The sequence below is a fragment of the Halobacterium sp. R2-5 genome (assembly GCF_011734195.1).
Taxonomy (GTDB): Archaea; Halobacteriota; Halobacteria; order Halobacteriales; family Halobacteriaceae; genus Halobacterium.
Genome location: NZ_JAANTH010000001.1, coordinates 1,135,805 through 1,148,392 on the forward strand (window position 1 = coordinate 1,135,805; position 12,588 = coordinate 1,148,392).

The 12,588-nt window shown below is 69.5% G+C and carries 14 protein-coding genes; 3 read left to right on the top strand and 11 right to left on the bottom strand.

Features of this window, described 5'->3' with window-relative positions; genetic code table 11:
• Positions 1–78: 78 nt before the first annotated feature.
• The gene (locus G9C83_RS06175) at positions 79–450 is read left to right on the top strand and encodes a helix-turn-helix domain-containing protein (RefSeq protein ID WP_167245221.1); all 372 of its coding nucleotides are present in this window, start codon (positions 79–81) and stop codon (positions 448–450) included.
• A 52-nt stretch (positions 451–502) separates the two neighbouring features.
• Here the strand turns inward: G9C83_RS06175 and G9C83_RS06180 are convergent, their stop codons facing one another.
• The 4 genes from G9C83_RS06180 to G9C83_RS06195 all read right to left on the bottom strand — a co-directional run bounded on the left by G9C83_RS06180 (position 503) and on the right by G9C83_RS06195 (position 4,443).
• Positions 503–781 (bottom strand): helix-turn-helix domain-containing protein, encoded by a 279-nt coding sequence (locus G9C83_RS06180; RefSeq protein WP_167245222.1) that lies wholly within the window; start codon positions 779–781, stop codon positions 503–505.
• Positions 782–923: 142 nt separating this feature from the next.
• Complete coding sequence (locus G9C83_RS06185; protein ID WP_167245223.1) at positions 924–1,226, bottom strand: PadR family transcriptional regulator; 303 nt, start codon at positions 1,224–1,226, stop codon at positions 924–926.
• 118 nt (positions 1,227–1,344) lie between these two features.
• Positions 1,345–3,918, bottom strand: a complete 2,574-nt coding sequence (locus tag G9C83_RS06190; protein WP_167245224.1) for a copper-translocating P-type ATPase — start codon at positions 3,916–3,918, stop codon at positions 1,345–1,347.
• A gap of 108 nt (positions 3,919–4,026) precedes the next feature.
• Positions 4,027–4,443 (bottom strand): DUF4149 domain-containing protein, encoded by a 417-nt coding sequence (locus G9C83_RS06195; protein ID WP_167245225.1) that lies wholly within the window; start codon positions 4,441–4,443, stop codon positions 4,027–4,029.
• Between the two features lie 69 nt (positions 4,444–4,512).
• Here G9C83_RS06195 and G9C83_RS06200 point away from each other — a divergent pair, with 69 nt between their 5' ends.
• Both G9C83_RS06200 and G9C83_RS06205 read left to right on the top strand, forming a co-directional pair.
• Positions 4,513–6,156, top strand: a complete 1,644-nt coding sequence (locus tag G9C83_RS06200) for an NAD-binding protein (RefSeq protein WP_167245226.1) — start codon at positions 4,513–4,515, stop codon at positions 6,154–6,156.
• 191 nt (positions 6,157–6,347) lie between these two features.
• Positions 6,348–7,004, top strand: coding sequence for a hypothetical protein (locus G9C83_RS06205; protein ID WP_167245227.1), 657 nt, complete (start codon positions 6,348–6,350; stop codon positions 7,002–7,004).
• On the opposite strand, the gene G9C83_RS06210 is transcribed toward G9C83_RS06205, so the two are convergent.
• From G9C83_RS06210 to G9C83_RS06240, 7 genes are all read right to left on the bottom strand, one after another.
• On the bottom strand, positions 7,001–7,417 hold the full coding sequence (locus G9C83_RS06210; RefSeq protein WP_167245228.1) for a GIY-YIG nuclease family protein: 417 nt from the start codon (positions 7,415–7,417) through the stop codon (positions 7,001–7,003). The genes G9C83_RS06205 and G9C83_RS06210 overlap by 4 nt on opposite strands.
• 4 nt (positions 7,418–7,421) lie before the next feature.
• Positions 7,422–8,399, bottom strand: a complete 978-nt coding sequence (locus G9C83_RS06215) for an aldo/keto reductase (protein WP_167245229.1) — start codon at positions 8,397–8,399, stop codon at positions 7,422–7,424.
• 75 nt (positions 8,400–8,474) lie between these two features.
• Positions 8,475–9,242, bottom strand: coding sequence for an ArsR family transcriptional regulator (locus G9C83_RS06220; RefSeq protein WP_167245230.1), 768 nt, complete (start codon positions 9,240–9,242; stop codon positions 8,475–8,477).
• A gap of 221 nt (positions 9,243–9,463) precedes the next feature.
• A complete protein-coding gene (locus tag G9C83_RS06225; RefSeq protein WP_167245231.1) occupies positions 9,464–10,153 on the bottom strand; it encodes an SOS response-associated peptidase in 690 nt (229 codons plus the stop codon).
• A 29-nt stretch (positions 10,154–10,182) separates the two neighbouring features.
• A complete protein-coding gene (locus tag G9C83_RS06230) occupies positions 10,183–11,028 on the bottom strand; it encodes a class 1 fructose-bisphosphatase (protein WP_167245232.1) in 846 nt (281 codons plus the stop codon).
• Complete coding sequence (locus tag G9C83_RS06235; RefSeq protein ID WP_167245233.1) at positions 11,028–11,819, bottom strand: class I fructose-bisphosphate aldolase; 792 nt, start codon at positions 11,817–11,819, stop codon at positions 11,028–11,030. Before G9C83_RS06235 ends, G9C83_RS06230 begins: the two co-directional genes overlap by 1 nt.
• 94 nt (positions 11,820–11,913) lie before the next feature.
• Complete coding sequence (locus tag G9C83_RS06240) at positions 11,914–12,588, bottom strand: helix-hairpin-helix domain-containing protein (RefSeq protein WP_347877780.1); 675 nt, start codon at positions 12,586–12,588, stop codon at positions 11,914–11,916.

Consider the following 12,588-nt stretch of genomic DNA (forward strand, 5'->3'; position numbering starts at 1 on the left):
GGCATACCGGGTCGCTTACGGAATCGTAACGGGATATCGTTAGGTAGCCTTAACTGGCCGTCGTCCCAACCGGAGCCCATGAGCGAAAGCGAGCAGTTGCCCGCGTGGTGTCCCGGTGACGGCTGGTGTTCGATTACCGCGACGGCGTCCCTCGTCGGGAAGAAGTGGCACCCCGTCATCATCCACCGGCTGCTCGAAGACGGCCCGCTGGGGTTCAACGCGCTCCAGGAGGAGGTCGACGGCATCTCCAGCAAGGTGCTGTCCGAGAGCCTCGACGACTTGGAAGAGAAACAGCTCGTCTCCCGGACCATCGTCAGTGAGAAGCCCGTGCGCGTCGAGTACGCGCTCACTGACCTCGGGCAGTCCCTCGAACCGGTCGTGACCGCGCTCGCGGAGTGGGGGGAACAGCACCTCGACCCGGTCGAGGAAGAGGCGTCGTCTATCGTCTAAGCGGCCGCAGCGCTACTCGGTAGCGACAGTCGGAAAGCGACGACCGGACGAGTTAGTCGAGGACGACTTCGGCTTCCTGCTCGCGCTCGGCCTCCTCGTCGTCCTCGTCGATGGACAGCCGGTAGAGGTTCTGTCGGGCGTCCGGGATGTAGATGTCCTTCTCCACGATGTCGGCCTCCTGCAAGCGGTCGAGGGCGTCCCGGACGGTGCGCTGGGACAGCCGCGAGTTCTCCACGATCTGTTTCTGTGTGAGCCCGCCGTTGTACTCCAGCACTTTCAGGACGAGTTTGGCGCTCGGGGGGAGGTCCTGAACGAGTTCGTCGGTCGTCATCTACTACACACCAAGTACGCCACCCCCTTTAGCGCTCGGTAACGGACGTGTGAGCCAGTTACCGTCGGGTAACCGGCCCCCGCGTTCGACGGGGGTTTCGGTGGTCGGAGGGCGGGGCAGCGGAGTGGTCCGACCGGCGGCCTCAGACGGTGTCGGCTTCCACGCCGGCGGTGTACTGGCGCTTCCACTCGATGACGTCCCGGACGGCCTCGCGGCCCGCGTCAGTGATGCGGTAGTAGTTCGTGCGCTCGTCGCGCTCGCCCTTCTCGACGAGGCCGCGCTCGGCCAGCGAGTCGAGGTTCTGGTAGACGCGCGCGTGCAGTACGTCCGAACCGTAGTACGTCTCGAGTTCCGACTGGATCTCCATGCCCTTCGGCTCGTCGAGCCCGCAGAGCACGCAGAGGATGTCCCGCTGGAAGCCCGTTGTCTCGTCTCGCTGTTCCATGGCGTACCCCGGAACGTCTAAAATTATAACTATTTCGACGCTAAGTTAACGCCGCCGCTCTCTCGACGCACCGCCCAAAGAAATCGATAGCCGGTCTCCCGGCCGAACGGCGGCGCGATTATCGACCGAACAGGCGATAATCTTCGTCCGGCGTGTACCGCCTGAACAGCAGGCTGTTCGTGAGCACGCTCACGCTGGAGACGGCCATCGCGGCGGCCGCCAGCACCGGCTGGAGCAGCCCGAGGGAGGCCAGCGGAATCATCGCGGTGTTGTAGCCGAGCGCCCAGAAGAGGTTCTGCTTGATCTTCGAGAGCGTCCCCTCGCTGACGCGGATGGCCTTCACGACGTCGTAGGGGTCGTCGCGCATCAGCGTGACGTCCGCGGCCTCGATGGCGACGTCGGTGCCGGAGCCGATGGCGACGCCGACGTACGCGGAGGCGAGCGCGGGCGCGTCGTTGACGCCGTCACCGACCATCATCGCCTGCGTGCCGTCCGCCTGGATGTCCTCGACGGCGTCGGCTTTCTCGTCGGGGAGCACGCTCGCCCGGACGTTGTCGGGGTCGACGCCGACGCGCTCGGCGACCGCGCGCGCGGTGCGCTCGTTGTCGCCCGTAATCATGTGGACGTCGACGCCGCGCTCGCGGAGCTCCGCGACGGCGCGCTCGGACGTCTCCTTGACGGTGTCGGCGTCCGCGACGACGCCCGCGAGGCGCCCGTCGACGGCGACCAGCATCGCGGTCTTCCCCTCGCGTTCGAGGCGCTCCATGTCGTCGGCGGCGGGCGAGACGTCGACGCCCGCGTCTTCGAGGAGCTTCCGGTTGCCGACGAGCACCTCGCGGCCGTCGACAGTCGCTTTCACGCCCTGCCCGGGGACGTTCTCGAAGTCCTCGGGCTCGCCGACGTCGACGCCGCGCTCGCGAGCGCCGTCGACGATGGCGGCGCCGAGCGGGTGCTCGCTGCCGGACTCGGCGGACGCCGCCATCCGCAGGACGAACGACTCGTCGACCTCGGGCGCGGCGAGCGCGCCGCCGTCGGCCGCCGCAGCCGGCTCGCCGTCGTCGACGACGACCACGTCAGTGAGCTCCATCTCGCCGGTAGTGAGCGTGCCTGTCTTGTCGAAGACGACCGTGTCGACGTCGCGGACGCGCTCGAGCACGTCGCCGCCCTTGAACAGGACGCCGTTCTGCGCGCCGATGCTCGTGCCGACCATCGTCGCCGCGGGCGTCGCGAGGCCGAGCGCGCAGGGGCACGCGATGAGCACCGCGGACGCGAACACGACGACGCTGAACTCCAGGACGCCGACCGCCGCGGGACCGCCGACGACCACGCCCCACAGCGGGAGCGCCTGCACGACGCCCGCCAGCGTCTCGGGGAACGCGTACCAGACGACCGCCCAGAGGACCGCGTTGGCGATGACCGCGGGCACGAAGTACGAGGAGATGCGGTCCGCGACGTTCTGAATCTCGGGCTGGCGGGATTGGGCCTCCTTGACCGTCTCGACGATCTGCTGGATGGCCGTGTCCTCGCCGACCTTCGTCGCCTCCACGACGAGCACGCCGTTCTCGTTGACCGTCGACCCCACCACCTCGTCGCCGGGTTCCTTCGAGACGGGGACGGACTCCCCCGTCACCATCGACTCGTCGACCGCGGACTCGCCGTCGACGACGACGCCGTCGGTCGGAATCTTCTCCCCGGGCCGGACCTTCATCCGGTCGCCGACTTCGACCTCGGAGAGCGGCACTTCTTCTTCGCTGCCGTCCTCGTCGACGAGCGTCGCGGTGTCGGCCTCCATCTCGAGGAGCTTCCGGAGCGCGTCGCTCGCCTGGCTCTTCGAGCGCGCTTCGAGGTAGTTCCCGAGGGTGATGAACACGAGGATGAGCGCCGCCGTGTCGAAGTAGAGGCCGGCCTCGGGCAGCACGCCCGCCAGCGAGACGAGGGAGTAGACGTACGCCGTCGTGGAGCCGAGCGCGATGAGCACGTCCATGTTCGCCGTCCGGTTCTTCACGAGCGCCTTGTAGGAGTTCTCGAGGAACTCCCGGCCGAGCACGACGTAGACGGGCGTCGCGAGCAGGAACTCCACCCAGCCGAAGCGCGCCCCGAAGACGGTCTCCGGGAGGACGCCGCCGCCGAGCAGGTGGGTCTCGACGACGAAGAACAACAGCGGCGCTGACAGCAGCGCGCCGAACAGCGTGAGGTTGCGCTGGCGGCGCGTCTCCTCGTCGCGCGCTCGGTCGGCGGCGCTGCGCTCGTCGCCGTCGTCTCCGCCCTCGTCCTCGCGGACGGGCGTGTAGCCGGCGTCCTCGATGGCCTCGTAGACGGCGTCGAGGTCGGCCTCTGCGGGGTTGTACCGGACCGTCGTCTCGTCGGTCGCGTAGTTCGCGTCCACGGCGACGACGCCCGGCAGGTCGCCGACGGCGTCTTCGATGGTCGCCGCGCAGTTCGCGCACGTCATGTCCGTCACCGACACGGTCACTTCCTCGGCGACCGGGTCGTAGCCGGCGTCCTCGATGGCCGCGTAGATGGCGCCGAGGGACGTCTCCGCCGGGTCGTAGTGGACGGTGCCGCCGTCCGTCGCGAAGTTCACGTCGGCGTCGTGGACGCCGTCGAGGGCCGTGACCGACTCCGTCACGGTCGACGCGCAGTTCGCACACGTCATCCCCGAGACGTCGATGTGTGTCTGGCGCTCTGTCATTGGTAGTTACTACGGCCTAACCGTTCAAGCGACTTGCCGCTTCGAATACGAACTCTGAGGAGGTGCGTATTTTCGAATCCAAAGTGAATCGCGGCGGCCGCCGATGGGTCACAGGTGGAGAACGGCGAACGCCGCGACGAGCCCGGCGAGCGCGACGAGATTCAGACCGACGGACTGCTTGTGGTAGCGCGCGAACGCGTCCGAGCCCGCTTCCTCCATCTCCGGAATCAGCTTGTAGCGCGCGTAGAGGTTCGCGAGGAACGCCGCGACGACGCCGAGGTCCGCGACCAGCGGCGGCTCCGGGACGTCCGCGACGACGGGGCCGGCCGCCCACACGACCAGCGCGACGGCGCCCATCCAGACGCCGAACGAGTAGTACCGCGGGAAGACGACGTTCACGGCGTCGCCGGCGCGGTCCTCGCCGAGCTCGTCGAACAGGGCGGGCGCGGCGACGAACGAGAAGAACACGATGCTGCCGAGCCACATCCCCAGCGCGGCGTGTACGAGCAGGGCGGAGACGCTCATGGCGGCCCCTCGTCGTCCAGCCATCTGAACGTTCGGGTTTTAAGCCTCGGGGACGGCTACCTGTTCGTCATGTCGAGACAGGAGCGCCGCGTGCTCGCGTACGCCGGCCTCCTCGCCGCCGTCGCCGCGACGTACACCGTCGCGTTCAAGCACGGGATGGCGTTCTTCGAGGGGCGCGAGGTGACGTACGTCGAGTCCCTCCAGTTCGTCGGTCAGACGTTCACCACGACTGGCTACGGCGAGTACGCGCCGTGGGAGTCGAACGTGATGCTGCTGACCGTGGTCGTGATGCAGCTCAGCGGCGTCTTCCTCATCTTCCTGACGCTGCCGCTGTTCGTCGTGCCGTGGATAGAGGACCGCCTCGAAGTGGAGCCGCCGCGCAGCGTCGACCTCGACGACCACGTCGTCATCTGCGGGTTCGGCGCCCGCGACAAGACGCTCGCGGCGGAACTAGACGCGCAGGGCGTCGAGTACGTCGTCCTCACGGACGACCGCGAGACTGCGCTGTCGTTGCACGAGAACGGCTGGCGCGCCGTCCACGGCGACCCCGAGACCGCGTCCGGGCTGGAGCGCGTGGACGTCGGGGACGCCCGAACGGTCGTCCTCGACGAGAGCGACGAACGTAACGCCACCATCGCGCTCACGGTGACGGACATCGCGCCCGACGTCCAGACCGTCTGCTTCGTGGAGGACCCGTCGCTGGCGGAGTATCTGGAGTACGCGGGCGCCGACCGCGTGCTCGGCCCGCGCTCGCTACTCGGCCGGAGCCTCGCGCGCAACGTCACGAACGCGGTCACGTCGCGACTCGGCGAAGCCGTCGAAATCGGCGACGACTTCGAGATCGTGGAGATGCCGATCCAGTACGGCAGCGACCTCGACGGTGCCACGCTCGGCGAGACGGCCCTCCTCGAACCGGGCGGCGTGAACGCGGTGGGCGCGTGGTTCGCCGGCGAGTACGTCGGCTCGCCGTCCCCGGACCGGGAGCTCACGCGGAACACCGTCCTGCTGGTCGCGGGCCGCGAGCGAGACCTCGAAGCGTTCGAGGAGCGCACGCTCGCCGCGCACGACGCCGCGGACCGCGGACACGTCGTCGTCGCGGGGTACGGCGAGGTCGGCTCGACGGTGCGCGCAGCCCTCGACGAAGCGGGTATCGAGACGACCGTCGTGGACGTCGAGGACCGCCCGGGCGTGGACGTCGTCGGGGACGCGATGGAAGGGAGCACGCTGCGCGACGCCGACATCGGGGACGCGAGCGCGCTCGTGCTCGCGCTCGGCGACGACACGTCGACGGTGTTCGCGACGCTGGTCGCCCGCGAGGCCAGCGAGCGCGTGGAGATTCTCTGCCGCGCGAACGACGTCGAGAGCGCGCGGAAGCTGTACGCGGCGGGCGCGGACTACGTGCTGTCGCTGGCGACCGTCGCCGGGCGGATGCTCGCCCAGACCATCCTCGCCGAGGACGTGATGGCCCTCGACAAGCAGATCGACGTCGTGCGGACGGAAGCGCCCGCGCTCGTCGGCCAGACGCTCGCGGGGGCGGACGTCCGCGCGCGCACCGGCTGCACGGTGGTCGCGGTCCAGCGGGACGACGAGGTGATCTCTCGGCCGGACGCCGACTTCCGCGTCCGCGAGGGGGACGCGCTCGTTGTGGTGGGCGCGGACGCTGACGTCGCGCGGTTCAACGAGGTCGCGGGCGTCCACGCGGGGCCGCCGTGAGGCCGAACACACCGGCGAACATGTGATATTTCGATATGTTCCGGTCGCGGGCGGGAAACCTGCCCGGGGCGCCCGGCCATCGCTCCCCGTAAACCGGCGAGGAAGCGCCTATCCCGCACATACTTATGTATATCCGTCCAAGCACGGGCAAGCGGAACGGGCCGCGGTAGTGTCGGTTTCGCCCACTAACAATGACGTACAACGTCGACGGGGTGCTCCCGGCCGAGCTCGTCTCGGAGTTCGACGACGGCACGAACCTCCTGCTGAGCGGGCCGGCGATGTCCGGGAAGCGCGACCTCCTCCTGTCACTGCTCGCGCGCGGCGACGCCGACGGCGACGGCGCCGTCATCGTCACGTCCCGCGACCCGGCGGAGGAGATCGCCGCCGAGTACGCCGACGCGGTCGGCGGGGACCCCGGCTTCCTCCGCGTGCTCGACTGCGTCAGCGCCCAGAGCGGCGGCGCCACCGACGCCGACGACACCCACTACGTCTCCTCGCCGGGTGACCTCACCGGCATGGGCATCGAGTTCTCGGAGGTCGCGCGCGGCGCCGCGGACGCGGGCGTCGGCCGCCTCCGGGTGGGTTTCGACTCGCTGTCCCCGATTTTGATGTACGTCGACCTCCAGCGGCTGTTCCGGTTCCTCCACGTGTTCACGAGCCAGATACAGTCACAGGGCTGGCTCGGCGTGTTCTCGGTCGACCCGGAGAGCCACGACGACAAGACCGTCAACACCATCAGCCAGCTGTTCGACGGCGTCGTCGACGTCCGCGCGAACGACGGCGTCAGCGAGGTCCGCGTTCGCGGCGTCACCGACGGCCCCACCGAGTGGACGCGCGTCGAAGCCTAAACCCGGCGGTCGTGGCGTTCGGCGGCGACCGTCTCGACAGCCTCTCGACCTGCACCGTACGCGAGGTGCGTCCCGCAGTCGCAGTCCGACGCGCCCAGTCCCGGGACTGGCACTGCAGCGTCGTTCAGCGCGCGAGCGGTCTCGCACTCGACGTCCGCCTCGTCGGTCACGTAGACGGCCGCAACCCGCGTCTCCGGGTGGCCGAGCAGGTAGTCGACGTGCCAGTGGCGGGCGTCGCGCTCGCCGGCCGCGAGTTCGCGGTGGCGGTCGACGCGCCCCAAGCCGCCGCTACCGAACGCCGACCCCGTATACGCGTACCAGCCCGCGTCGAGGTCGTACTCGCCCTTCGCGCCGAACGCCACGGTCGCCGCCTCGGCGAGTTCGACGAGCAGCGTGTACGTGCCCGAGCTCATCGCGTCACTCGTGGCCGGAGACGGGGACCGGCTCGTAGGGCTCCTCGAGGTACTCGATATCCGAGTCCGAGAGGTCGATGTCGAGCGCCTCGACGGCCTGTTCGAGGTGCTCGACGCTCGTCGTGCCGACGATTGGCGCGTCCACCCAGTCCTTGTGGAACAGCCACGAGAGCGCTATCTGGGCCATCTCGACGTCCTTCTCGGCGGCGAGCTCCTGCACGCGCTCGTTGACTTCCGCGCCGCCGCCCGAGCGGTACGGGTGCTCGTACATGCTCTCCTCGGCCTCGCCGCGGGCCGTCGCGTCGATGTCCTCGTGGGGGCGCGTGAGGTAGCCGCGCGCGAGCGGCGACCACGGAATGACGCCCACGCCTTCCTTCTGGCAGAGCGGCAGCATCTCGCGCTCCTCCTCCCGGTAGACGAGGTTGTAGTGGTTCTGCATCGTGACGAAGCGCTCGTAGCCCTCGCGCTCGCTCGTGCGGAGCGCGTCCGCGAACTGGTGGGCCCACTGCGAGGAGGTCCCGATATACCGGGCTTTCCCGCGCCGCACCGCGTCCGTGAGCGCCGCGAGCGTCTCGTCGACGGGCGTGTCGTAGTCCCAGCGGTGGGTCTGGTAGAGGTCCACGGTGTCCATCCGCAGCCGCTCCAGGGAGTTGTCCAGTTCCTGCTCGATGGCCTTCCGGGAGAGCCCGCCGGAGTTCGGGTTTCCGTCGTCCATCTGGAAGAAGCCCTTCGTCGCGACGACGTGCTCGTCGCGGTCGTACTCCGCGAGGACGTTCCCGAGCACGCGCTCGCTCTCGCCCTTCGAGTACATGTTCGCGGTGTCGAAGAAGTTCACCCCGAGTTCGATAGCGCGCTCGATGATGGGCCGGGACTCCTCCTCGTCTAACACCCACGGCCGCCACTCCGGGGACCCGAAGCTCATGCAGCCGAGACAGATCCGCGATACCTCCATCCCCGTGTCGCCGAGCGTGGTGTACTCCATGCGGGAGACGTCGGCCGCGTGGGTGTTAGTGGTTTGCCAGCCGGCAGTCGCGCTCCCGGCGCCCGCCGGCCGCTGTCACTGCTGGAGCGGCTCCGCGTCCGCTCGGAGACGCTCGTAGACGTCTTCGGCCCACCGAACCGCGCGCCGTCCGTCGTTCCGGAGTACGCCAGCGAGCCCGCGGTCGTCGTAGACGAGCGCGCAGACGACCGTGGAGTCGGGCTGCTCGACGAGCACGAGCGCGTAGTCGAGGGTTTCGTTCGCCCGGCGCAGCGTCAGCCGGCCCGTGTCGAGGCAGGCTCCCACAGCGTCGGCGTGCGTCGAGACGAGTTCGTCCAGCGCCGCCGGCGCGACGGTGAGGTCGACGGGGACCTCGTCGTCGACGATGCGCTCGCGGAACCGCGGGACGTTCTCGTCGAGGACCGCGGGCACGAACCCGCGGACTGCCGTCGCGTCTTCCAGTACCGACTGGTACGCGAGGTACGGCCGCTGGGGTGCGACGGGGTCCGGCCGGACGACGTTCGCGCCCCGGAGCAGCGCGCCGTCGAGGGGCTCGTCCGCAGGCAGCGGGTCGAGCACGCCGCTGACGTCGTCGAGCGCGTCCAGCGTCGCGGTGAACTGCTCGTAGGCGTCGAACGCGAGCCGTCCCTGCGGGGTGAGCGACACGCCGCCGTCGCGTGCGACGAACCCCGCGGCTTCGAGGTCTCGGACCGCGCGGTCGACCGTCGACCGGGACACCGACTGGGAGACAGCCAGCTCCTGTTTCGTTCGCGCGTCGTCCCGGAGCGAGCGCAGCAGCTCCGCGCGCCGAGCGAGTAGGGGCACCGCGTCGCCGGTGTCCATCATCGTCTCACCGAATGGGTACCCGTTGGCGGCTCATCGTATATAAATGACCGCCAATGTTATGTCGGTCTACCGGCGGGTGGGTAGCACTGCAAGCGGTAATGTGAAGCCCCTCGCGTAGCGACTGCCACTTGCTGGTGTACGAACACCGGCTGTGCCTCTGACACGCTCCGCCCGCCGGCGTCTGCCGGCGGGTATCGGAGCGATCGACCGAAACCCGCGAGCTACGCTACCGACTCCACGAGCTCCGGCCGGTCGTTCGACGGGTCGTTGACCGCCCGCGACACCGGCCACGCCCGCAGTTCCACGTCGCCCGGTTCGAGCAGGCCGCTGGGGTCGTCTTCGGCCAGCCACCGCTCGCCCGCCTCGCGGCCGAGGACGACGGCCATCCGGTGGTGGTACTCCGCGAGGAAGTCGTTCGGCTCGGTCGTCACGATAGTAAAGGACTGCACGGGTTCGGGGTCCCGGCTCGGGCCGCCCTCCCCGAACTCCCCCAGCCCGGTCTGCTTCTGCTCGGGCGTCCACGTCTCCCACAACCCCGCGAGCAGGAGCGGTCGGCCGTCCGCCCGCGAGACGAAGTACGGCTGCTTGCCGTCGCCGGTTTCGGTCCACTCGTAGAAGCCGTCCGCGGGCACCAGACACCGCCGCTGCCGGTACGCCTCCTCGAACAGCCGGCTCTCCGTCAGCGACTCCGCGCGGGCGTTTATCGGGTCCGGGCCCTCCCGCGGGCCGTCCGACCACGACGGCACCAGCCCCCAGCGCGCCGTCGAGAGCGCCGTCGGTTCGGCGTCCAGAATCACCGGGAGGTCCTCCGACGGCGCGGCGTTGTACGTCGCCTCGTAGCTCGCGTCCTCCAGCCCGAACTCCGCCGCGAGGTCCGCGGGGTCGCTGAACAGCGCGTACCGGCCACACATACGCGACGAGAGGGGCCGGGCCGTAAAAGTCAGTCCGGTAGCGCGGCCTCCAGGTCGTCGACGACGGACTGGGTCCCGACGAACGTCGGCGTCCGCTCGTGGACGTCGTCCGGATCGACGTCCAGCAGCGACTGCGAGCCGTCCGTGGACGCGCCGCCCGCCTGCTCGACGACGTACGCGATCGGCATCGACTCGAAGAGCGCGCGCAGCTTCCCCTCCGGTCGGGACTGCAGGCCCGGGTAGCCGAAGACGCCGCCGTACGTCAGCACCTGGTTCACGTCCGCGATCATCGCGCCGCCGTACCGGAGCTTCAGGTCGTCTTCGACGTCACGGACGTACGATTCGAACTCCTCGGTCCAGTCCGGTACGCGCCCGCCGAACCCGTAGACGACTGGGTCGTCCGGGACTTCCACGTTACCGAGGTCCGTACGACCGTCGGCCTCCACGAGGTACTCCGTGACGTCGCCGTCCCGGGCGACGGTCATCGTCGTAATCGGGCCGTACAGCACGAACCCCGCCGCCACGAGGCTCCGGCCCGACGCCGGCACCGCCTCGTCGTAGACGCCGAGCACCGTCCCGCAGGGGTTGTTCGACTTCACGTTCGAGGAACCGTCCAGCGGGTCGATCGCGACCGCGTACCCGTCGTCGGCGTCGCCCACCACCTCGACGTCCTCGCGCTCCTCGCTGGCGTACCAGTTCACGCCGTCCAGGTCCGCGAGGCGCTCGAACAGCACGTCGTCGGCCCACACGTCCGCTTCCAGCTGTTCGTCCCCGGAGACGTTCTCCGTGGCCGCCTTCGCGCGGCGCTCCGGCAGCCCCTCGCGAATCTCGGGCGCCGCGTCCGCGACGACGTCGAAGACGCTGTCGACGACCATCAGATTCTGTCGAGCGCCTCGTCGACGCTCGCCTCCTCGTAGATGACGGCTTCGAGCGCGTCGAGGAACGGCTCCGGCTGCTCGCGCTGCCAGACGTTCCGACCGACCGCCAGCCCGACGGCGCCCGCGTCGATGGCGCCCTTCACGGACTCGAGGAAGTCGCGGTCGCTGGTCTTCGACCCGCCGGACATCACGACGTCCGTCGCCCCCGCCATGTCCACGGCGAACGACATCGCGTCCGAGCTCCCGGGGTACTTCACCTTCGCGATGTCGGCGCCGAGTTCCAGCGCCTGCCGCGCCGCGTACGCGATGGTGTCCGGGGACGTGTCGTCTTTGAGGCCCTGCCCGCGCGGGTACGACCACATCACGACCGGGAGGTCGTGTTCGCGGGCGGCCTCCTGGGCTTTCCGGAACTCCTCGGCCATCTCGACCTCGTGATTCGACCCGCCGTACAGCGTGAACCCGACGGCGTCCGCGCCGACCTCCGCAGCGTAGTCGACCGACCAGTTCACCGCGGAGTCCGGTTCGCCCATCCAGAGGTTCGACGTGCCGTTGAGCTTCGCGAGCAGGTTCACGTCGTCCTCGTAGGACGGGTAGTACGCCTCCGCGACGCCCTTCTGGACGGCCATCGCGGACACCGCGTCGTGGGCCGCGATGTCCCAGACCGTCCCGGGGTCCATCGTCTCGGGCACTTCCTCGAAGTCCACGGGCCCGTGTTCGAGGCCGTGGTCGTACGCGAGAATCAGTACTTTCCCATCGCGCGAAATCGGAGAGTCCTCGAAGGGGCGCATCATCAGAACGTGCAACGAGGACGCATAAGTGTCTAACTGTCCGCGAGGGCGCGCGAACCCCACGAATTCCGTACTTTGACTACACTCCGAGTAACTACTGGTCGTGGTCGGCGGCCGCGCGCTTCCACGCCGCGATACGCTCCTCGTCGACGCCCAGCGAGTCCGCGACGTGCTCGACGTGTGCGGTCGCGAGACTGCGGACCGACGTGACGCCCGCGCGAGCCAGCAGGTTCGCGGCCGACTCGTCGACGCCGTCGACGGCGGTCACGGGCGTCGGCGTCGACTGCTCGCGCCACGCCGCCTCGTCGCGCTCCGGCGACGGCTCGCTGTCCTCGCCGTTCGGCCACGACCGCTCGCGCCACGCCGACTCCTCGGCGGCCTCGTCGCCGCCCTCGACGTCGCTCGAGCTCGCCGACTGACGCTGCCACGCCGACTCCTCGGCGGCCGCGTCACCGCTGCCGTCCGCGGACGCCTCGTCGTCGCCGTAGCTCGCGGCCACCCACTCGCGCTCCTCGTCGTGGAGGCCGCGAACCTGCTCGGCGCGCCTGTCGAGGTCTTCGCCGCCCGAGAACGACCACTGGAGGGAGTGCTCGCGCCGGATGCGCGCGGCGACCCCGGGGTTGACGCCGGCCTCGACGAGCTCGGCGTGCGAGACAGACTTCGCTGCGAGGTCGTCTGCGTCGATGCCGGCCGCCGCGAGGACGTCTGCCGTCGCTGGGCCGACGAACTTCAGCGACAGCAGCCCGTCGTCCGCGTCCTCGTCTCCCAC

Excerpts from the sequence above, each read along its gene's own strand:
- G9C83_RS06205 (WP_167245227.1), top strand. The coding sequence starts at position 6,348 with ATGACGTACAACGTCGACGGGGTGCTCCCGGCCGAGCTCGTCTCGGAG.
- G9C83_RS06185 (WP_167245223.1), bottom strand. The coding sequence starts at position 1,226 with ATGGAACAGCGAGACGAGACAACGGGCTTCCAGCGGGACATCCTCTGC.
- G9C83_RS06195 (WP_167245225.1), bottom strand. The coding sequence starts at position 4,443 with ATGAGCGTCTCCGCCCTGCTCGTACACGCCGCGCTGGGGATGTGGCTC.
- G9C83_RS06190 (WP_167245224.1), bottom strand. The coding sequence starts at position 3,918 with ATGACAGAGCGCCAGACACACATCGACGTCTCGGGGATGACGTGTGCG.
- G9C83_RS06200 (WP_167245226.1), top strand. The coding sequence starts at position 4,513 with ATGTCGAGACAGGAGCGCCGCGTGCTCGCGTACGCCGGCCTCCTCGCC.
- G9C83_RS06225 (WP_167245231.1), bottom strand. The coding sequence starts at position 10,153 with ATGTGTGGCCGGTACGCGCTGTTCAGCGACCCCGCGGACCTCGCGGCG.
- G9C83_RS06230 (WP_167245232.1), bottom strand. The coding sequence starts at position 11,028 with ATGGTCGTCGACAGCGTCTTCGACGTCGTCGCGGACGCGGCGCCCGAG.
- G9C83_RS06175 (WP_167245221.1), top strand. The coding sequence starts at position 79 with ATGAGCGAAAGCGAGCAGTTGCCCGCGTGGTGTCCCGGTGACGGCTGG.
- G9C83_RS06180 (WP_167245222.1), bottom strand. The coding sequence starts at position 781 with ATGACGACCGACGAACTCGTTCAGGACCTCCCCCCGAGCGCCAAACTC.
- G9C83_RS06220 (WP_167245230.1), bottom strand. The coding sequence starts at position 9,242 with ATGATGGACACCGGCGACGCGGTGCCCCTACTCGCTCGGCGCGCGGAG.
- G9C83_RS06210 (WP_167245228.1), bottom strand. The coding sequence starts at position 7,417 with ATGAGCTCGGGCACGTACACGCTGCTCGTCGAACTCGCCGAGGCGGCG.
- G9C83_RS06215 (WP_167245229.1), bottom strand. The coding sequence starts at position 8,399 with ATGGAGTACACCACGCTCGGCGACACGGGGATGGAGGTATCGCGGATC.
- G9C83_RS06235 (WP_167245233.1), bottom strand. The coding sequence starts at position 11,819 with ATGCGCCCCTTCGAGGACTCTCCGATTTCGCGCGATGGGAAAGTACTG.